The organism is Apibacter sp. ESL0404 (genome assembly GCF_019469245.1).
Lineage (GTDB): Bacteria > Bacteroidota > Bacteroidia > Flavobacteriales > Weeksellaceae > Apibacter.
The window spans coordinates 331,077-352,721 of record NZ_CP048267.1 but is presented as its reverse complement, the minus strand read 5'-3'; the positions used below and the strand labels follow the sequence as shown (position 1 = coordinate 352,721).

The following is a 21,645-nucleotide window of genomic DNA, read 5'->3' as shown; positions in this document are numbered from 1 at the left end:
TTTAAAATTAATTGTTTAAACAAAGATTTAATACACTTATAAACATTTTATTTATTATTAAATATTATTATTTTTTTTATTCCTTATTCATTATTTTTTAACATTTATTTTATGATATCAATCATTTTTAATTAAATTATACGTTATTTTTTAAATATATTTGCTTTTATAACTCTACTGTTTTTAATTTATTATTGAACGGTTTAACATTTATTTTTTATGAAGAATTTTTTACTTTTTTTATTTTATTTTTTATCCATATTTTTTTTACAGGGTCAAGTAAAGGTCATTGATATGGAAGACCCCGGCAGCTTATCTAAGCTATTAGGTAATGAAGTTAATTCGATTACTAATTTAACGATTAATGGAAGTATAAATCCTGATGATATAAAAACGTTAAATAATATGAAAAAATTAACGGTTTTAGATCTTTCCAATTCTTCGGTTATGGACGGAATACTTCCTACAGGTGCATTCCAAAGTAATTCCGTTCTAAAAGATATAATTCTTCCTTCCAATTTAACAATTATTTCTAAAGAAGCTTTTGAATATGCGTATAATATCAGCGTGGATGCTTCTAAATGTTCCTATCTTAAAAATATAGGAGAATATGCTTTTAATGGAGTCAAGGGTAAAGTGAGTCTTCCCGACCATCTTGAATCATTACCTTATAGATCTTTTAGATATTTCAACGGTTTCATCGTTTTACCTAAAAATTTAAAAACTATCGGGAAAGAGGCATTCTCGTATTCTAACGTTAAAAATCTCGATTTGAGTCAAGCTCCAAATTTGCATACTATCAACGATTATGCTTTCTACTATTCTAAAATTGACCAGATAGATCTGAGCAAAGCACCCAATTTACATACTTTAGGTAAGGGGGTTTTTGAAGGCTCTGAGCATATAAAACTTATTGATTTATCTAAAAATGACCTGATTAAAATTATCGGTGAAGATGCTTTTTATAAGGTAGCCGGTAAAGTTATTCTTCCTGATTATCTTGAATCATTACCTTATAGATCTTTTAGATATTTCAACGGTTTCATCGTTTTACCTAAAAATTTAAAAATTATCGGGAAAGAGGCATTCTCGTATTCTAACGTCAAAAATCTCGATTTGAGTCAAGCTCCTAATTTACATACTATCAGCGATTATGCTTTCTTCTATTCTAAAATTGACCAGATAGATCTGAGTAAAGCACCCAATTTACATACTTTAGGTAAGGGGGTTTTTGAAGGCTCTGAGCATATAAAACTTATTGATTTATCTAAAAATGCCCTGATTAAAATTATCGGTGAAGATGCTTTTTATGAGGTAGCCGGTAAAGTTATTCTCCCTGATTATCTCAAATCTTTACCTTATAGATCTTTTAGATATTTCAATGGTATCATTGTTTTGCCTAAAAGTTTAAAAACTATCGGGAAAGAGGCATTCTCGTATTCTAACGTCAAAAATCTCGATTTGAGTCAAGCTCCTAATTTACATACTATCAACGATTATGCTTTCTTCTATTCTAAAATTGACCAGTTAGATCTGAGTAAAGCACCCAATTTACATACTTTAGGTAAGGGGGTTTTTGAAGGCTCTGAGCATATAAAACTTATTGATTTATCTAAAAATGCCCTGATTAAAATTATCGGTGAAGATGCTTTTTATAAGGTAGCCGGTAAAGTTATTCTCCCTGATTATCTCGAATCTTTACCTTATAGATCTTTTAGATATTTCAATGGTATCATTGTTTTGCCTAAAAATTTAAAAACTATCGGGAAAGAGGCTTTTTATAATTCTTTAATAAAAGAAATAACTTTACCTGCCTCGCTTAAAAATATTAATACAGAGGCCTTTTACAATGCTAAACAACTCGCATCAATTACTAGTAATAATAGTACTCCGCCTTCTTTGGGTAAAAATGTATTTAATGGGGTTGATAAAAATAACTGTTTGTTACAAGTTCCTAATTCTTCTCGTCAACTATACGCAAAAGCCGATCAATGGAAAGATTTTCAATTTAAAGAGGCCAATTTATTTATTTCTTTAAATTTACCCGATACAGATTTCTCAGTTAATACCCCTTTTTTAGTTTCCACTACTCTTGAAAATAAGGGTAAATCCGAAGCTAATAATAATGGTGAAGTAGCTTATTTTTTATCTGAGGATGATCGTTGGGATGATAACGATTACTTACTAGCTAAACATTCTATCTCTGAAACTATACCTGCCAAGGATAAAATTTCTTTTACTACCTCAATATCTTTCCCTGATAAATTAGGTAATTTTTTCTTACTTGCTGTGATCATTCCTAAGGACTCAGCGGATATCCCATTGGAAGATTACTCAAGCTTTGCAGGAAAAATACATTTATCCCCTGAATATAAAGTGAGCATAAACCCCTTAGATAGATCCATTTATTCCAGAGGGGAAAAAATAATTTTTAATGGTAAAGCCCGATTGGCTGATAAAAGCCCTGCCATTGATAAAAATATTAAAATTAATATAGTTACTGCAGGTACAAAAAGGGAGTTTTTTGCTAAAACTAATACCAAAGGAGAGTTTACCTACACCTTCACCCCTTTTGATGAAGAATTCGGTTTTTATCAAGTAGGAGCCTCTCATCCTGATATCTCTACTTCTGCAGCGCAAACTGATTTTACTATTCTAGGTATAGATATTATCGACAGCAATATTATATTTAAAGGGATAGTAAACAATACTGTAGAAGGATCTATTGAAGTTAAAAATAAAACCCATCTTACTTTACATACTGTTACTGTCCATCCTAAAGTTAATTCCGATAGTTATTCTATTTCTTTTGAACCATTGACCGTTTTAGAACCGGGTAAATCAGCTTTTTTAAAATACAAGCTTAACGCTAAAAAGGTTACATTGACTGATAATTACGAGTCTGCAGCCTTCGACATTAAAGCAGAGGAAGGTAATTTGGCTGAATTCTCCGCTAAATTTACCGCAACTACAGGTAAAGCTTATTTGGAGGTGAAAAAGTTTCCTAAAGATATTACTGTAACTAAAGGTAAAAAACGTTTGGTTGAATATACTCTTTTTAATTCCGGAAAAGAAAATACGGGCAAAATCTCTCTTTCTTTACCTTCTGAGGATTGGTTCAGAATTTTAAGTCCGGCCACTGCTTCAATTGATAATTTACCGCCGGGACAAACTGCTACCTTTACTATTGAGCTCACAGGTAAGTCGGATCTTCCTTTGAATTCACCATTCAAAGGATCCATAGCCGTAAATACCGAAAAAGCCAATTCAATATTAATTCCTTTTGACATTGAGTTTGTTTCTGAAAATGTTGGATCTTTATGGGTGGATGTGGTTGACGAATATTCTTATAATACACCAAGTAAACCTCATGTTAAAAATGCTAAAGTGGTTATTTCACATCCATTTTCCGGTAAGGTGTTGAGCGAAGGATTAACCGACCAAAATGGATTGTATAAATTGGATAGTATTCCGGAAGGGTATTATACCGTTTCTGTTTCTGCTGATAAGCATGAAAGTTATAAAAATAATATTTTAATAAACGCCGGTAAACTCAATAATCAACGGGTGTTTATTTCTTACATGGGGGTTTCATATACCTGGGAGGTAACTCCAACAGAAATTGAAGATGAATATGATATCGATTTAAAAGTTGATTATGAAACCAATGTTCCTCAACCGGTGGTTATTATGGAATTCCCTAAACCCTTACCGGATCTTAAACCGGGTAATACGTACAGCTTTATGGTTACTTTAACCAATAAAGGACTTATCGCGGCAGAAAATGCTAAAATTCAATTTGATTCATATAATAATTACGTATTTACCCCTTTAGTTAATAAAGTAAACATTCCTGCTTTAACGGCTATACAAATACCGGTAGTAATGAGTATGAATAATTCAAATAATAATGGTTCCAATGGAAATGGTGAAGACAACAATAACAATAATAGTTCCAATGGAAATAGTGAAGACAACAATAATAACAACAATGGTTCCAATGGAAATAGTGAAGACAACAATAACAACAATGGTTCCAATGGAAATGGTGAAGACAACAATAACAACAATGGTTCCAATGGAAATGGTGAAGACAACAATAACAACAATGGTTCCAATGATAATAACAATAATTCAGATAATAATAATAGTAATAAGGATAAAAACGATGATAAGGTTAACAAAAATAATGGCTGCATAAGTTATGTTAAAGTTTTTTATGAATACAAGTGCGGTAACACTACAGTTAAAAAATCTTCTTACAAGATAACCCATATTAACCCAGGTTGCAATAACAATAATTCTTCGGGGCATTTGGATTTATCCAATGGAAGCGTGAGTACTGGAAGTGGTGGGTTTATTCCTATTGTTATATCGGGTGGCTGTACCCCTTTACCTCCATGCCTTATTGAAGCTGGTGGAGCAATTATAAGTTGTAACCCACTTCCTCCATATATAGGCTGCGCCTATAGTTTTATAACTTCAGGAGTAAATACTAAAAATATAATACTTTGCCTGATAGGTTTCTTAGAAAAAAAACCGAGTAAATTTGGTATAGGTATAAGCTGTGTTTTAGCTTTATATGACTTTTTTAATTGTGCGTTAGAAGATATTATAAATAAGTTTCAAAAATCTGGCTCAGACAAGATTCAGATTAATGATATGGAAGCTATACTTAATTTTATAAACACTGTAAATAGTTATTATGCTGAATATTATGGTAATTCAATTATGAATTCCTCTTCTTTTTTACAATTCGCAAATGCAACTGCTGCTCACTTAGGTGACAATAAACCTTTTACACCTCAAGATATTGCCAATATCAAAAGCCTTTTTGCTAATTCTGATATAAGCTCTTCTACCATGGATAACTTTTTTACTCGATGGAATTTAACTCTTCAAGCTTGGGATAATGGAGTTTATACTCCTAATGATAATTATCCTGACATAGTAAATAAAACTAAACTTAATGAATATTTGAAAACTATGATTTCTATAAAAGAATATGTAAGTTCCAGAGGATATGATTCTATAGATGAATTATATGCAGACAGGCTTAAAGAAGCTAAAGAATATTTTACTCGCAAACAAAATTCCGTTTGTGCTAAAGTTTCATTAGACATTAAGCAAAAAATGGTTATGACAAGAGAAGCTTTTGAAGGGAATTTTACTCTAACTAATGGTAGCCAACAAAAAGAGATTACTAATATTAAGCTTGATATAGAAATTAGAGATGATCAAGGCAACTTAGCTAATGACCTTTTCCAAATTAATATTAAATCACTTACAGATTTATCAGCCATTGATGGTACCGGATCTTTAGACCCGGGCAAAAAAGGTTTTGCCTCCATTTTATTTATTCCTACCAAGAAGGCAGCTCCTAATAAAAAGAAATCATATTCTTTTGGCGGTACTCTTTCGTATACCAATCCTTTGACTGATGAAGTAACTACGGTTAAATTGTTCCCATCTATTTTGGATGTCCATCCTAGTCCTGAAATTTATCTAGATTATTTTATGCAGAGAAACATTTTCGGGGATGATCCGTTAACTGAAGACATTGAACCTATCATCCCGGCTGAATTGGGTCTTATTATTCACAATAAAGGAATGGGAACGGCTAAAAATGTACATGTTAGTTCAGCTCAACCACAAATTGTTGATAATCAAAAAGGATTAGCTATTGATTTTGATATTATTGGTTCCAACTTAAACGGTAAAAAACGTCAATTGGGAATTACCAATATCAATTTCGGAACTATAGAAGGTGGTAAAACTGCGGTTGGACAATGGTGGTTTACCAGCTCCCTTTTAGGTCATTTTATAGATTTCGAAGCAAAAATTTCTCATTCTAATAGTTTTGGTAATCCAGACCTTAGCTTAATAGGTGGTATTAAAATTCATGAACTGATCAAAAGTGTCCGAGTATATGGAAATCAGGATGATGGCATTAATGACTTCTTAGTTAATGATAGTAAAGATATTAGAGATTTCCCTGACTCGTTATTTTTATCTAGCGGTGGAACTGAGCCTGTGTTCCGTACTAAAAATATCGTAATTAAAGAGAAAAATTCCGATACTTTTGTATCTCAAATTGAAATTATCCCTTCCAAAGAAGGATGGAATTATGGTTTAATCAATGACCCTTGGAACGGCAAATATGTGATTATTAAGATTGTTCGTAATGATGGTGTGATTATTCCGTTGGATAACTTCTGGTTAACCCAATGTACGCTACGTGATAATGCGGATCCTGTTTATGAAAATAAGTTACATATCATCGATAAATTTGAATCTATACATAGTGCTATCTACACCGTTTATTGGGAAATCAATAAAAATAATGCGGTGAGGGTCGAGGCTATTACTCATGTTCCTGAAAAAACTATTTATGAAAGCTTGAATTATGTTGATGTCAGATTCAATACTCCTATTAATCCTACAACTTTTACTTACAAAGATCTTTATTTGTCTTGCCAGGGTGGTAAAAATTTAATCGACTCAAGCATTACAATAAATAAAATCGATGAAAGAAACTATCGCGTGTATATTGGATCTAAAACTATGAAGTTTGGGTATTACAGATTCCGTGTATTAACCAATAATATTGAAGATGCTAACGGAAATAAGGGATCAACAGGTAAAGAAGCCAGTTGGACTCAATCTCACAAAATTAATTTAATTAACGTTTCAGGTATTCTTAATGACGGACAGCCTGTGGATAAAGTAATTATTCAATTTAATATGCCGGTGAATTTTACTAAGGAGTCCATTTATCTTAGAAAAGGTAAATCTGAAACAATACTTTTAGATAATGTAACTATATCCAATAGTGAAGATAAAACTATTTTTACTGTTCAAGGCTTAAAACAATATAATTATATGGATGGTAACTATTTATTAGTTATAGACCTGTCTAAAGTTACGGATACTAACGGTAATAAAGGGAATGATAGTCATTCTGAAAAATGGATGGTATATCCTGCCAATGCTAACATTAAGTTATATCCTAATCCTGTATTATATAACCTTACCCTTGAATCTAATATCCCTTTTAAGTGGTATCATATTGTCTCTCTTTTTGGTAAATCTGAATTTTACCAAACATTCCCGGATCATACTTACAAGGCTATTATTGAAACCAATAACTCTTGGAATAAAGGAATTTATTTGATTTTCATTTATGACAGTAACAATAAATTAATTGCAGTTAAAAGATTTATCAAAATTTAACTCTTTTAATCTATTTTAAGTATTTTATATTTATTATATTATAAATCACGGGGAGAATTAACTTTCTCCTCGTGGTATTTATTACTCGTTTTTAAAGTTATATCTAATTTATAATATGGTTTGAATTTTTTATCTATGAAGAGAAAGATATATAAAATATACAATATGATAATTTATTGATATGATACGTTAATTTTAAAAGCAATTATACAATTATTCATTAAAAAAAATGCCAAAAAATGTATTTTTTTGGCATTTAAAATTTATTTACTCATTGAATAAGTAAATCATTATAGAATTTTAGTGTTAATAAACCCTGATTACGAATTTATTACATCAAATGTAAGAAATTTAACCTTTGGCTGTTACCGTAATTTAATAATTAAAATAATTATCATATAATAGATAAATTATTCACAATATATATCTTATATTATTTTTTATCTCTTAAAAAATAAGTAGAAAAAATATTAAGTATCAATAAGTATAAAATTTACATTATTTATATTAAATAAAGATTATGTTAAAATTTATTATTTTAAAAATAAAGCCAACATTTTATCCGTCATTTTATTGAAAATCATTGTTTTATCCACCCATACAAGTTGAAACATGAGATTTTTAGCTTACTATTTCTTATATTTTTATGAAAATATATATCAATAAAATTTGTAAAAACTAAAATAAACTTAAATGAAAATTTGAGTCAATTTTATTTTTTATCTTAAATTAGCTATTAAGTTTATAAATAATAATTTGTTTTCATTAAATATTAATTTTATGCTATTATAATAGAATGATAAAAGCAACAAAACATGAAAAAGTCATAGCTCTTGAAATATTACATAGTGCTTTCTTTAATGTACTTATTCCAAATTCAATTAACTTCACGATAAAAAAAGACTGTAAGAGGCATGAAAGATTAATGGCTCTAATGGATTATCAATTTAAAATGTCGATGAAATATGGAGAAGTTTTTATTAGTGATGACAAAAATGGTTGTGTATTATATATCGATAAAATATATTTCAGTTTACAAAAGATTAGTTGGGAAATTGAACTTCTTTTTAAATGTATAGGCATTGAGAATACTTTTAAAACCTTGAAAAGGGAAAATCTTTTAAAAAAGTATCATCCTAAAGAACCTTTTAAGCATTTATGGTTAATGGGAGTTCGACACAAATTTCAAGGCAAAGGGATAGGAAGTAAATTAATCAATGAAACCCTTAAAAGATATACAGGAGATTTAATTTATGTGGAAACAACCATTCCCGAGAATATAAAATTTTATAAAAATTTAGGATTTACCGTTTTCCATGAAACACATGAGCTCAATTATCCACTTTATTTCCTTAAATTAAGAAATCAAATATAATTTTTTTTATTATACTTTCCAGTTCAAAAATACTAACTAACTATATAATTATTTAAAAATTATTCTAAGCTGCAAAATTTAAAAACCTATATTTTTTATGTTTTTAATAAAGATAATACTGAAGGAAAAAATTAATTTATTTTTTCAACGATCTAACCACAACGAAGCAGACAAAAAGTATTTTTAAAGGACTAACTAAATACAATTACAAAGAAGCTATCAAAGTAATAGTCGGACCCTTAGACTATACCTATCAAATAACAAAGTTTATTTATATTGAAAGAAATGAAGCTTATACTCAATTATTAGATAATGTAGAATGGATGGTTTTAATCCATCCATCATTGGATTTTAAAATACAGTTTTAACCATAAGGTCAAAATGTAAAGAGGGACATAGGTATTATTATACCTATAACTTAAAAAAATATTAACTTCCTTAGAGTTTTACTAAATCCCAATAATAAACTTATTAATAAAAATAAAATTCAATTAAAATAAAATTTATCTTAAATTAGCCTCTTATATTATTCTAATCATTTATATAATTTGATTTATGAAAAAAGCAGTAAGTGAAAATTATACTAAAATTAACCACATACTAACAAAAGCTTTTGTAAATAATAAATCTGTAAATTTTGTTTTAAAACAAAAAAATGAAAAATATATTTCAAGTTTGATGGATTATTCTCTATATATGGGTAAAAAATTTGGGGATATATTTTTAAATGAAAAAGAAACCGCCTGTGCAATACTCATAGATCATAAAAAAAAGAAAACTACATTAGGAACCCTTATACGGGATATTAAATTTGCCTGTTGTGTGAGTGGATTAAAAAATGCCTATAAAGTAGTGAAAAAAGAAAGGATTACTCATGAAACACTGCCTAAAAACATTGATTTTATTCAACTATGGTTTCTGGGGGTTGATGTTTTACAGCAGGGGAAAGGGAAAGGTACTGATTTTCTACAAGAGCTTATAGAATATTATAAAGGAAAAAAAGAAGCTATTGTATTAGAGACATCAACAGTAAAAAATATTAAATTTTATGAAAAAAATGGGTTTGAAATATATTGTGTGAATAAAGAAGATTTTGGATTTGATTTTTATTTTTTTATATATAGATATTAATAATGTTCGGAACTGAAATTCATTTTTGTACATTCATTTATATATGTATCGCTTTTATTAATTTATTTCCTGTATTACTAAACATTACTAAAAGAAAATATAAGAAATATCATATAAAATTTTTTATACTATCAGTATGTATCCTATTAAATAATTTATCATCAGGACTTCTGCCAGATAATAATTTGAAAATAAATATCCTTTCCCAGAATATATTGGCATATGTTATAGGATTAAGCACAACAATATATTATTTTTATTATATATACACTGAATATGATATTAAAGTCATTGAGTTTATAAATTTCTATTTTATACTAATAGTTTCAAGTCTTAGTTTAATACTTCTTTTTATACTTCCCTATACTATTACAAATAATCTTGTTTTATCCAGGAAAATATTTTTGATAATTCCACTAATTATTATTACAATAATTTTCTTCAATACCAGTCATCAGGAATTAAAAAAATGGAAAGTTACTTATGATAAAAAAAGTAGATTTAGAATTATTTCAGGAATAATAGGGTTATTCAGTATATATTCATTACCTATTGTTATGTTCATATTAGGAGACAATCAGGATGTAGAACAGAGTTTATACACTTTTGGATTTTTATTTTTAGTGATTTCTTATTATTTATATGATAAAGATTTATCTTCTCATGGTAAAATTCTGAATTTAACCCCTAGAGAAAAGGAAATTTTTACAATTGTCGTTGAAAATCCTGATATAAAATATGTAGACTTAAGCGAACAATTGCATATTTCAAAAAAAACTTTTTCAGCTCATATGTCAAATATTTATAAAAAATTAAATATAAGAGGTAAAAAAGAACTATTGAAAAAATTTACAACAAGGTAATATTTTTTTTAGTTTATCTTCTTTAAATTCAGGATTATAAAAAAACCTTAGATTAAACCCTTAGACCATTTAAAGCCTTTTTAAATGCTCATTTCTTTTTTTATTTTAGCTTATTACTAATCTTTGAACATTATTAAATTTAGGTTTAAAGATTATGGATAATTTAAAATATCAGATTTTTACTAAATATAAAAAAGTTCTATTCTTATTTCAGTCCTTTTATTATATCTCATTCAGTAGAAAGTTTTCAATATTTTTTAAAAGCTATATCCAAACTAATACAAAATTACATTTTGATAAAAGGCATATATCCAAAGAAGAGATTTTGTTTATTGATATTATAGATAAAATTACAAAAACAAAATGAATTTTATCTTAAATTAGCCTTATTGTTTCCAATATGGAATATAAAATACATACTGTAAATGGAGAAAAAAAAACTTTTTTCTATTGCTGAAAATATAAATGATTTATTTGGAAACTGATTATATTAAATTATTTCGAGGGATATATGGGGAATATTAAAAATAAAAAACCGCTAATCTTTTGAATTTCAAAATGATTAACGGTCTTTGAGTACCCCAGACGGGACTTGAACCCGTACAGCCTAATGGCCACAGGATTTTAAGTCCTGCGTGTCTACCAATTCCACCACCGGGGCATTAGTATTTTTAGTATTTTAATTATCAAACCTGAGCGAAAAACGGGACTCGAACCCGCGACCCCGACCTTGGCAAGGTCGTGCTCTACCAGCTGAGCTATTTTCGCGCTTCAATTAACGTCTTTCTTGTAAATTGGTTTGCAAATATAGAATTGATTTTTCTTATCTGCAAACTTTTTTTTCATTTTTTAAACTATTTTTACTCTCAAATTATTTATACCATTAGAACTCAATCTATTAAAAAATTACTAATTTAGTAATGCTAAGGCTAAAAAGGTTTCAAAACTTCTATTTATATCTGATTTATGCATCTTCAACTTAAAAAAAAGAATTGAATTTTTATTAATTGTTTATATTTGTCGAAAAGTTATTCAAAATTTAAAAGTGAAAGCAAGAAAGGAATTTATAGCGGGTATAATAGTAATTGTAACTTTATTAGCCTTTTGGTGGTTGTTTAAATTTTTAAAAGCGCAAAACGTTTTTACAAATCAAAACACCTATTATGTAAAATATAATAAAGTAGAAGGCTTATCTAAATCCAAAAATGTAAATATAAACGGCTTAAAAGTCGGAATGGTGGAATCTATCATTCCTGTACCTACCAAAACAAAAAATATAAGCTTTATTGTAGCAATAAATGTTGATAAAGATTATCAATTTTCTAAAAATTCTGTAGCTCAAATAGTTACCAGTTTTATGAACGGTGCAGAAATTAACTTGGTTCTGGCTGAAGATCAAGCAGAAATAGCAAAAACTGGGGATACTTTGAAAGGAAGTTTATTGCCGGGCTTAATGGATTTAGCCGAAGAAAAGATAAAACCAATTAGTGATAATGCCAATAAAGTTTTATTAAGACTGGATTCTACTCTAGCTTCAACTAATAAACTTCTTAATGAAAAAAATCAACAAAATATAGAATCTTCTTTAGCAAATTTAAATCAAGCTATAGCAGAATTCAATAAATTAGGTAAAGGGGCTAACCAATTACTGGCTAATAATTCTTCAAAAATTAATTTAGCTATAGATAATGCTAATAAAATGTTAGTCACAACCAATACTACGGTTGAAAAATATGGAATGATGGCTGATAAAATCAATAAAGCAGATTTAGATGTTGCCGTTAAAAAATTAGAATCTACATTAAATAATCTTAACGAAATATCCGGTAAAATAAATTCGGGAGAAGGCTCAATGGGCAAACTAATGAATGATCCCGGTTTATATACTAACTTAACTCAAGCTTCTAAAAATTTAAGTGTTTTATTGGATGATTTAAAAACCAATCCAAAAAGATATGTTCACTTTTCAATTTTCGGAGGTGGCGGAAAAAAGAGTAAACAAGAAGGAACAGCCAAATAATATAGTATGTTATAAGGGTTGAATATCCACTAATACACTATTTATGGATTACATACAGAGCATCATATTCTTACTTCTTGCATTTGCAGGAATTGGATTGTTTGTTCGTAATATCCTTAAAATAAAAAGAAATATATTATTAGGTAAAGCAGAAAACCGTTCGGATAATCCCATCAAAAGATGGAAATTAGTTTTACGTATTGCCGTTGGGCAAGGGAAAATGTTAGCCCGTCCGGTTGCCGGAATTTTACATCTTGTTGTATATATAGGATTTGTCATCATAAATATAGAATTAATTGAAATATTTGTTGATGGTATTTGCGGAACCCATCGGTATTTCGGAAAAATTCTCCCCTCTCCTCTTTACAATTTGACAACCGGAACAGTAGATATTATATCATTTTCTGTTTTAATTGCGGTAACCCTATTTTTTATACGTAGAAATATAATCAAAGTTCCAAGGCTTAATTCTAAAGATTTGCTGGGTTGGCCGCATATGGACGGAAATCTTATTTTGATTATTGAGTTCTTAATGATGCTTTCTTTGCTCATTATGAATGCTGCCGATTTTACTCTTCAAAAAAAAGGTATTTTATATCCATGCGGATTTTTTCCTGTAAGCAATTGCATTTTTAATAACGTATTTTCGACTTTTTCAGTTGAAAGTTTGTATATAATGCAAAAATCAGCCTGGTGGTTTCATTACATCGGGGTTCTCTTTTTTTTAAATTACTTATATTTTTCCAAACACTTACATATCTTATTTGCTTTTCCAAATACTTATTTTGCTAACCTTCACAAACAAGGTCAACTTAATGATTTGGACTCTGTAACTAAAGAAGTAAAATTATTGTTAGATCCCAATGCTGATCCTTATCAAGCATCAACAGAAGAATCAGTACCTGAAAAATTCGGAGTCAGTGACGCTACTGATTTATCTTGGATCCAATTATTGAATGCATATACCTGCACTGAGTGTGGAAGGTGTACTTCCAGTTGTCCGGCAAACTTAACCGGAAAAAAATTATCTCCAAGAAAAATCATGATGGATGTTCGAGATCGTATCGAGGAAATCGGTAGAAATATTGACAAAAACGGGAATTTTTTAGATGACGGCAAACAACTTTTAGGTAACTATATTACTCATGAAGAGATTTGGGCTTGTACAACTTGTAATGCTTGTGTGGAGGCTTGTCCATTATTGATAAACCCTCTTTCCATACTAATTGATTTGCGCAGATATTTAGTAATGGAGAAAACTGCTGCTCCTAGCGAATTAAATTCTATGATGAGCAATATTGAAAATAATAATGCCCCTTGGCAATTCAGTCAAAATGATAGAGCCAATTGGACTAAAGAATAATTTTAATTTATTTTTGTAAATAAACGTAAAATATGGATCGACCTATTAAAACTATGGCAGAATTTAAGGCAGAAGGAAAATCCCCTGAAATACTTTTTTGGGTGGGATGTGCCGGAAGTTTTGATGATCGAGCCAAAAAAATAACAAAATCATTTGCTTCTTTACTTCAAAAGGCCAATATTGAATTTGCTATTTTAGGGCAGGAAGAAGGTTGTACCGGAGATCCGGCCAAAAGAGCCGGAAATGAATTTCTATTTCAAATGCAGGCCTTGATGAATATTGAAGTTTTGAATTCATATGAAATAAAAAAAATTGTTACCGCTTGTCCTCATTGTTTTAATACTCTAAAAAATGAATATCCTCAATTAGGAGGAACATATGAAGTTTTACATCATACACAGTTTTTAGTTTCTCTTTTAAATGAAGGAAGAATAAAAGTTAAGGGAGGAATTTATAAAGGAAAAAAGATAACTTTCCATGATCCCTGTTATTTGGGAAGAGCTAATGATGTGTATGAAGCTCCTCGTGAATTGTTAGCCCAATTGGAAGTTAATTTGTTAGAGATGAAAAGGTGTAAACAAAACGGTTTATGTTGCGGTGCGGGTGGTGCACAAATGTTTAAAGAACCGGAACCCGGTACCAAAGATATCAATGTTGAGCGAACTGAAGAAGCTTTACAACTTAATCCCGATATAATAGCAACGGGATGTCCTTTCTGCAATACGATGCTCACAGACGGTCTTCAATCAAAAAATAATAACTCTCAAATCTATGTTAAAGATTTAGCAGAGTTATTGAATGAAAATTTAAGCTAATCTTATCCACCTCTCCTACTTATAAATCTTTTTTTATTATAACTGTATCTTATTCAGTTAAATATATCATAATCTGTCTTAAATATTTATTTTTTATTTTGAAATATTATTAGTTTATTTGCTTTAAAATAAAATATTTATTCCATTAATTACTATTTATATTATATATCAAATTAGAAAAAAAACTATTATATTGTATTAAAATTATAGTTCTTGAATAGTAATCTTTAATAGATCAATTTCTTTAAATTTATCATAAATCATTTAAAAATTAATTACGTAGACCAAGCCAATAAAAACCACCTCATGAGAAAAACTAACCGAAAAATATATTTTGTTATCCTATATTTATTTACAGCTATATGTGTATATGCTCAACATATTAATGAAAAGAATAACATACACGAAGATTCCCTTTTATCCAAAGAAAAAAAAGATTCGCTTAAGATTCAAGAACTTAAAATGCAAGTTCAGGAATTAAAATTAAGCCAAATTGCCCTTCTGAATGAAAAGAAAAATATGGGAAAAACCGATTCCCTAAAAAAAGCATTACAAAAAAAACAAATTGACTCATTACGGGCGATCACCAAAGGGTATCCTGTTGTAATCGATAATGACACTTTATTTAATTTATATGCTCGGAGAGGCGGCGTAATGCCCGCAGACCGGGCAAGTAAGGTAAAGGAAGTAATAATAGCAGAAGGAAAAAAACTTAAGCTTAAGCCCGATTCCATATACATGTTTGAAACCGAATACGTTACAGATATTATGTCCGGAGACAAAGTTATAATTACTTTATCGGATCAAGATGGTTTATGGCAAAATACCACTCGTCAATATCTTGCCAAAAAATATACAGCAATTATTTCCAAAAAAATATCTGAATTACACTCCAAATATGGTCTTCAACAAAAAATCAAGTCATTTTTAATTTTATTTTTAGTCATTATTGCTCAAATAATTGCCATATACTTTACCCAAAAATTATTTATAAAAATTAAGAGTCGCCTCAAGAAAATAATTAATGAGAAATTCAAAGCAAATAAATTTCTTACGAATGATCGACAGGAAGTTTTATTAGTTTCTATTACAAAAGTTACCAAATACTCATTTATCATTGTCCAATTAATTATATCTATTTTTATCATATTTTCGATTTTCCCTGAAACAGAAAAATATGTATATCACATGTTTACTTTTATGGGAAATCTTGCTAAAGACATGGGTAATACCATTATACATTATATTCCCAATTTAGTTAAGATAATTTTTATATACTTAATTTTCAAATACATAATAAAAATATTAAAGTATTTTTCAGGAGAAATAGCTGAAGAAAGAATTAAAATCAAAGGTTTCTATCCGGATTGGGCGCATTCAACATTCAACATACTTCGATTTTTACTTTATTCTTTTATGTTTATTATGATTTGGCCTTTACTTCCTAATTCTAATTCTCCCGCCTTTCAAGGAATTTCCGTATTTATCGGTCTTATTATATCATTAGGATCTACTACCGTAATAGGAAACTTAATGTCCGGATTGGTTATTACTTATATGCGTGCATTTAAAATCGGAGATCAAATTAAGCTAAATGATACGATTGGTAATGTCGTAGAAAAAACACCTTTTGTAACGAGAGTTAGAACTTCAAAAAATGAATTGATTACTATTCCTAATTCTTTTATTCTTTCTTCTCAAACAGTTAATTATAGCGCTTCGGCAAGAAATTACGGAATTATAATATATTCAGATATTACGGTGGGTTATGATATTCCCCGCAAACAAGTGGAAGATTTACTTATTGAAGCGGCTACTAATGCAGAAGGAGTGTTAAAAAATCCTGCTCCATTTGTATTGGTGAAAGAATTAGAAGATTTCTATTGCTGTTATCAGATTAACGCCTATACGGATCGGGATTTGGCTATGCCTAAAGTTTATTCAAATCTTCATAAAAATATTATGGATCGTTTTCATGAAGAAGGAATTGAAATTTTATCGCCTCATTTTTATGCAGAACGCGATGGTAATGAAATTGTAATGCCCTCCCAATACAAACACCAATCCAATGATTGAACTGACACAACACAATAAAAAAGGCCTTAAAAAGGCCTTTTCTTCTTTTATATTTATAGTTTAAACTGGGAATCGTCTAATTTAGGATTTATTTTATAGCTGGTTATCGTTTGAACCGCTGTTTGACCAGGTACTTTGGTTTTTATTTTGGTGGAGAACTTATATCCTTCAAAATCTTTGTAATCTGAATATTCTTTTGATACAACTTCATTTTCTTTTAAAGTTTCTTCTTTTACTTTAAATCCCGTTTCTACATCGAAATAAAGAATAGTTTTAATGGTTCCTTCTGTAACCGTGATTTTATATACTTCTTTACCGTCTAAATTTTTCTTACCATCTAACACCGCATTATCTTTGGTAATATACAATTCTGAAAAAATCCCTTTCTTAACTTTCATTTCATTTAATTCATCTTTTTCACCGGTTGCAGGTAAATTTGAAAATAATTTTTTCCCGTCAAAACCTTTAATAATGGTTTGACCCATGATTGATATTTTAGATACAAATTTATTAGGTGCTTTATATTTAATTTCTAAGTCAGCAGGTTCCGGCAACTGAGCAAATGTTATTTTGCCCTCAGAAATCAAAGTGGTTATTTGTTGTAATTTTTCTTTACTGCCGGCCACAGCAACGTAATAATGATTTAAAACGGATTCCAACGTTGGTTCTTTTTCAATCTCTTCGGATAAAACTGTACAATGGGTACCGATTACTACATTTGCTTTCGCTATAAAAGAAATAACCAGTAATAAGGTAAGTATTTTTCTTTTCATTTTATTTAATTATTTAAAAAATTAATATGTATTATTAAAAATTGATAATTTAGAGTTACTAATAAAACAACTATTGAATTCGATCGGTATATTCAACTGTTTTCTTATTCATAATTTCTTTTCAGAATTATTCTTAAATAACGATCCTATTTCCAAATATTCGGAACATTTAGAGACTTAGGCTTCTATATATTATCTTTCCCTTTGCGCTATTACTTCCTTTAAAATATTTAAAACCCCATCTTCATCATTGGAATCTGTTTTAAATTTGGATATTTCTTGTAATTTAGGATGTGCATTTTTCATTGCGTAACTAAAATAGCTTTCCTGCATCATTCCTATATCATTTAAAAAATCTCCAAAAGCCATAGTTTCTGCTTTAGATATGTTTAATATTTCTTGAACTTCTTTTAAAGCAAATCCTTTATCGGCATTTTTAACGGAAATATCCAGCCAAAATTTACCTGATACAACTACTTGGTAATTTTCGCTAAGGTGTTTCACATAAGGCAAAATATTTTCTTCCGAACCTACACTGTTGTATATCGCCATTTTGACTATCTGATCATCAATAGGCTCCTGAAAGCTCGGAATAATTTTCCTTTTAGGATAATAGGGAGCTATTTGTTTTTCAAATTCCGAAAATCCTTCTTCAATATATGCACTTTTTATACCGCATAAAAGCATTTGAGTATCGGGTAAGGGACGTATCAGTTGGGCTACTTCATGGATAACATTTTGATCCAATTCATGGATAAATAACTGCCTTCCTCTATGTACTACGTTTCCTCCATTTTCAGCAATAAAATATATTTCATTCTTAATTTTTTCAAAAACCCTTAAGAGACTTTCATATTGTCTTCCACTTGCTACGACAAATTTTATATCCAACTTTTTCAGTTTTTCATATATTGTAAAGAACTCTTGATTGAGTGTATAATCTGAATGAAGCAGTGTTCCATCCATATCTGTAACTACCAGTTTTAACTTACTATAGTCCATATATTATTTTAGTTAGCTTTTAAATTATGTTTTATTGTTAATCCGTTTATAAAATCTGAAATCCCCATTCTTTTCTTTCCTTCTAATTGAACTTCAGTTAAAAAATAGAATCCATCGGCGGCTGCAATTTTAAATGTTTTTTTGCCTTCAATACATACAGTTCCAATATCTAGAATATGTTTTTCAATTTTATAATGCCCCTTATAAATTTTTAATATTTTAGAATCTCCATTTATCGACAAATGGGTAAAAGCAGCAGGATAAGGACTTAAACCTCTTATTAAATTGTGTATATTTTCTAAAGGTGCATCCCAATGTATTTGACAATCTTCTTTAAATAATTTAGGAGCATATTTGTATTCAACCCCCTCTTTTAAAATTTGTTTTTGAGGTTTTAATGTTCCTTCTGAAAGGCCTTCAAGAGTTTTTACTACTAATTGTTTTCCTAAATTTTTTAGTTTATCATGTAAAATCCCGGCATCATCGGAATCATTAATTTCTATCTTAGCTTGCAACAAAATTTCACCGGTATCAATTTTATCATCAATAAAAAATGTGGTAACCCCCGATTCTTTATCTCCATTGATAATAGCAAAGTTAATAGGTGAAGCTCCTCTGTATTGAGGCAATAAGGATGCATGTAAATTAAAAGTTCCTAATTTTGGAATAGACCAAACTTCTTTAGGCAATAAACGAAAAGCTACAATAACGATTACATCCGGATTTAATTGTTGAAGCTGATTTATAAATTCGGGATCTTTCATTTTTGCGGGTTGTAACAAAGTCAAATCTTGACTTACTGCATATTTTTTAACGGCTGATTCAGCCATTTTTTGTCCTCTTCCCGCCGGTTTATCAGGAGTAGTTACTACTCCTACTACTTCATATCCGGATTTTATTATTTCTTCTAAAGGAGCTACAGCAAACTCCGGAGTTCCCATGTAGACTATTCTTAGAGCTTTTCTTGTCATGTAAAATACGCGTATAAATTTTGTATAATACAAAGGTAAACATTGTATTTTTTGTATTGTACATTTATCACTTTTTTATATTTATACATTTTACATTTTTGTTCTGAAAAAAATCATTATATTTGCAGTTCAAAAAAACGAAAATTTTATGTATGCAATTGTAGAGATAGCAGGGCTTCAATACAAAGTTGAGCAAGACCAAAAATTGTTCGTAAACCGTTTAAAAGCAAATATTGACGACGAAGTAACTTTTGACAAAGTATTGCTTACCGATAACGGTTCTGTAACAGTTGGCGCCCCGGTTATTAATGGAGTGACAGTAGTCGCTAAAGTTTTAGATCAAGTAAAAGGAGACAAAGTAATTGTTTTCAAAAAGAAAAGAAGAAAAGGTTACAAAGTAAAAAACGGTCACAGACAACAATTTACTCAAATTCAAATCGTTTCCATAGGTGGTGCAGAAGCTCCTAAAAAGGCTGCAAAAAAAGCAGCTCCTAAAAAAGAAAAAGAAGCGGAAGTTAAAGAAGTAAAAGCAGAAGATTAATTTAAAAAAGTAATTAAAGCATGGCACACAAGAAAGGAGTTGGTAGCTCCAAAAACGGTAGAGAATCACATTCCAAAAGATTAGGAGTAAAGATTTTCGGTGGTCAAGACGCCAAAGCAGGTAACATCTTAGTGAGACAAAGAGGAACAACTCATCACCCAGGTGATAATGTTGGAATGGGAAAAGACCATACTTTGTTTGCTCTTACAGATGGGGTAGTAGTTTTTAGAAAAAAACAAAATAATCGTTCTTATGTTTCAATACAACCTAGTACTGAAGCTCAAGCTTAAAATTTAATACGATTATTTTAAAAATATGAAAATCCGGTAGTAACTACCGGATTTTTTTTATATTTATTAATATTTAAATAAAAATCGACTTTATTGGTTTAACTTTAAATCAACAACAACTAAAAACTATGAATGCATACCCTTAGGATTGAATTTTTAATTTAGTTATCTATGTACTATGATTTTTTTAAATAATCTAATGGGGACATTATGAATTTAACAATTTTAAAAGTTGCTAGGTATAAACAAATAATGACAATTAGAGCTGTAACACCTAAATTTAAGAGTAAATTTGGATTAAAATTCAATAGAGGAAATAAGCCAACAAAAAAGAAATTTAAAATAATGTGATGCATCAAGTAAATTTCCAAAGTTTTAGAACCATATTTACCCAGGGTATCCGGTATTACATTTATAATTCCAATTGAAACCGTTATTGCTAAAACATACGCTAAAATCCTATATAAGAACCCTTCATATCGGGTATTATAATTTTTTATGTAAGGATCTTCCCCGAATAATGAAATCAAAAATTCTTTATTTACAATGAAGTAAATACTAATAAATACTATAACCAAAAAAACTATTGTATATAATTTATTGATATTCCTTATTCTTACAATACTGACTTCCTTACAAAAGGCACCGAGTAAAAAATAAGGAAAAAAGGTAAGTATTCTGAACATGAAAATTTCGGAATCTAAGAATCCTATGACCAAAGGGAATAAAAAAGAGATTAGTAAAAAAGTTACTTTTGAAACCTTATCTTTTGCAATTAAAAATAAAAAACGCCATACTAATAATCCAATGATATACCATCCTTTGGGTTTAATAAAAAAAATTATCCAATTTTTAAATCCTGTAAAAATTATAGGAAGTGAATAAATAAATTGGAATATGGTAAAAGTAATTATTAATGATATAAAAGATTTTTTATATTTTTCCCAAGTAATATTTTTTGAAAAATAACCGGATATAAAAATAAATAATGGCATATGAAAGGTATAAATAAAACCAAAGATCGTATCCGCCATATGCCCGCTATTATATTGCAAGGTATGTCCATAAACCATTAAGAAAATTAATCCGAATTTTAATGAATCAAAGAGCTTATTTCTTTTCATAAGAACTATATTTCATTTCCGAAGAATGTTATTATCTTTTAGTAACCATAGCAGTTGTATTAGTAGCA

The 21,645-nt window shown here is 29.2% G+C and carries 14 protein-coding genes and 2 tRNA genes; 10 read left to right on the top strand and 6 right to left on the bottom strand.

Features of this window, described 5'->3' with window-relative positions:
* The first annotated feature begins 219 nt into the window (after positions 1–219).
* The 4 genes from GYM72_RS01405 to GYM72_RS01390 all read left to right on the top strand — a co-directional run bounded on the left by GYM72_RS01405 (position 220) and on the right by GYM72_RS01390 (position 10,602).
* Entirely contained in the window at positions 220–7,233 is a 7,014-nt protein-coding gene (locus GYM72_RS01405; RefSeq protein ID WP_220264448.1) for a leucine-rich repeat protein, read from the top strand.
* A gap of 796 nt (positions 7,234–8,029) precedes the next feature.
* Positions 8,030–8,608, top strand: coding sequence for a GNAT family N-acetyltransferase (locus GYM72_RS01400; protein WP_220264447.1), 579 nt, complete (start codon positions 8,030–8,032; stop codon positions 8,606–8,608).
* Between the two features lie 555 nt (positions 8,609–9,163).
* Positions 9,164–9,739, top strand: a complete 576-nt coding sequence (locus GYM72_RS01395; protein WP_220264446.1) for a GNAT family N-acetyltransferase — start codon at positions 9,164–9,166, stop codon at positions 9,737–9,739.
* Between the two features lie 404 nt (positions 9,740–10,143).
* Positions 10,144–10,602: a helix-turn-helix transcriptional regulator gene (locus tag GYM72_RS01390; RefSeq protein WP_220264445.1), complete on the top strand. Its 459-nt coding sequence runs from the start codon at positions 10,144–10,146 to the stop codon at positions 10,600–10,602.
* 577 nt (positions 10,603–11,179) lie between these two features.
* Here GYM72_RS01390 and GYM72_RS01385 read toward each other — a convergent pair.
* Positions 11,180–11,263 (bottom strand) — tRNA-Leu (locus GYM72_RS01385).
* 34 nt (positions 11,264–11,297) lie between these two features.
* Positions 11,298–11,370, bottom strand: a tRNA-Gly gene (locus GYM72_RS01380).
* 277 nt (positions 11,371–11,647) lie between these two features.
* Between GYM72_RS01380 and GYM72_RS01375 the strand changes: the two genes are divergently transcribed.
* From GYM72_RS01375 to GYM72_RS01360, 4 genes are all read left to right on the top strand, one after another.
* A complete protein-coding gene (locus GYM72_RS01375; RefSeq protein ID WP_220264444.1) occupies positions 11,648–12,622 on the top strand; it encodes an MlaD family protein in 975 nt (324 codons plus the stop codon).
* Between the two features lie 43 nt (positions 12,623–12,665).
* Positions 12,666–13,985 carry a (Fe-S)-binding protein gene (locus GYM72_RS01370; RefSeq protein WP_220264443.1) on the top strand — a complete coding sequence of 440 codons (1,320 nt, stop codon included), beginning with the start codon at positions 12,666–12,668 and terminating at the stop codon, positions 13,983–13,985.
* Positions 13,986–14,017: 32 nt separating this feature from the next.
* On the top strand, positions 14,018–14,800 hold the full coding sequence (locus GYM72_RS01365) for a (Fe-S)-binding protein (RefSeq protein ID WP_220264442.1): 783 nt from the start codon (positions 14,018–14,020) through the stop codon (positions 14,798–14,800).
* 306 nt (positions 14,801–15,106) lie between these two features.
* The gene (locus GYM72_RS01360) at positions 15,107–16,876 is read left to right on the top strand and encodes a mechanosensitive ion channel family protein (protein WP_220264441.1); all 1,770 of its coding nucleotides are present in this window, start codon (positions 15,107–15,109) and stop codon (positions 16,874–16,876) included.
* Between the two features lie 53 nt (positions 16,877–16,929).
* Here GYM72_RS01360 and GYM72_RS01355 read toward each other — a convergent pair whose 3' ends face one another.
* The 3 genes from GYM72_RS01355 to fmt all read right to left on the bottom strand — a co-directional run bounded on the left by GYM72_RS01355 (position 16,930) and on the right by fmt (position 19,622).
* The gene (locus GYM72_RS01355) at positions 16,930–17,649 is read right to left on the bottom strand and encodes a hypothetical protein (RefSeq protein WP_160557471.1); all 720 of its coding nucleotides are present in this window, start codon (positions 17,647–17,649) and stop codon (positions 16,930–16,932) included.
* Between the two features lie 192 nt (positions 17,650–17,841).
* Positions 17,842–18,651, bottom strand: coding sequence for an HAD family hydrolase (locus tag GYM72_RS01350; RefSeq protein ID WP_220264440.1), 810 nt, complete (start codon positions 18,649–18,651; stop codon positions 17,842–17,844).
* An 8-nt stretch (positions 18,652–18,659) separates the two neighbouring features.
* Positions 18,660–19,622, bottom strand: a complete 963-nt coding sequence (gene fmt, locus GYM72_RS01345) for a methionyl-tRNA formyltransferase (protein WP_220264439.1) — start codon at positions 19,620–19,622, stop codon at positions 18,660–18,662.
* Between the two features lie 148 nt (positions 19,623–19,770).
* Between fmt and rplU the strand changes: the two genes are divergently transcribed.
* Both rplU and rpmA read left to right on the top strand, forming a co-directional pair.
* Positions 19,771–20,163, top strand: coding sequence for a 50S ribosomal protein L21 (gene rplU, locus GYM72_RS01340; RefSeq protein WP_105297179.1), 393 nt, complete (start codon positions 19,771–19,773; stop codon positions 20,161–20,163).
* Between the two features lie 20 nt (positions 20,164–20,183).
* Complete coding sequence (gene rpmA / locus GYM72_RS01335) at positions 20,184–20,453, top strand: 50S ribosomal protein L27 (protein ID WP_160542760.1); 270 nt, start codon at positions 20,184–20,186, stop codon at positions 20,451–20,453.
* A gap of 176 nt (positions 20,454–20,629) precedes the next feature.
* Here rpmA and GYM72_RS01330 read toward each other — a convergent pair whose 3' ends face one another.
* Positions 20,630–21,577: an acyltransferase family protein gene (locus GYM72_RS01330; protein WP_220264438.1), complete on the bottom strand. Its 948-nt coding sequence runs from the start codon at positions 21,575–21,577 to the stop codon at positions 20,630–20,632.
* Between the last annotated feature and the right edge of the window lie 68 nt (positions 21,578–21,645).

Bases quoted from the DNA above. Each gene is read 5' to 3' on its own strand.
- GYM72_RS01405 (WP_220264448.1), top strand. From the start codon at position 220: ATGAAGAATTTTTTACTTTTTTTATTTTATTTTTTATCCATATTTTTT.
- GYM72_RS01400 (WP_220264447.1), top strand. From the start codon at position 8,030: ATGATAAAAGCAACAAAACATGAAAAAGTCATAGCTCTTGAAATATTA.
- GYM72_RS01395 (WP_220264446.1), top strand. From the start codon at position 9,164: ATGAAAAAAGCAGTAAGTGAAAATTATACTAAAATTAACCACATACTA.
- GYM72_RS01370 (WP_220264443.1), top strand. From the start codon at position 12,666: ATGGATTACATACAGAGCATCATATTCTTACTTCTTGCATTTGCAGGA.
- GYM72_RS01365 (WP_220264442.1), top strand. From the start codon at position 14,018: ATGGATCGACCTATTAAAACTATGGCAGAATTTAAGGCAGAAGGAAAA.
- GYM72_RS01360 (WP_220264441.1), top strand. From the start codon at position 15,107: ATGAGAAAAACTAACCGAAAAATATATTTTGTTATCCTATATTTATTT.
- GYM72_RS01355 (WP_160557471.1), bottom strand. From the start codon at position 17,649: ATGAAAAGAAAAATACTTACCTTATTACTGGTTATTTCTTTTATAGCG.
- GYM72_RS01350 (WP_220264440.1), bottom strand. From the start codon at position 18,651: ATGGACTATAGTAAGTTAAAACTGGTAGTTACAGATATGGATGGAACA.
- fmt (WP_220264439.1), bottom strand. From the start codon at position 19,622: ATGACAAGAAAAGCTCTAAGAATAGTCTACATGGGAACTCCGGAGTTT.
- rplU (WP_105297179.1), top strand. From the start codon at position 19,771: ATGTATGCAATTGTAGAGATAGCAGGGCTTCAATACAAAGTTGAGCAA.
- rpmA (WP_160542760.1), top strand. From the start codon at position 20,184: ATGGCACACAAGAAAGGAGTTGGTAGCTCCAAAAACGGTAGAGAATCA.
- GYM72_RS01330 (WP_220264438.1), bottom strand. From the start codon at position 21,577: ATGAAAAGAAATAAGCTCTTTGATTCATTAAAATTCGGATTAATTTTC.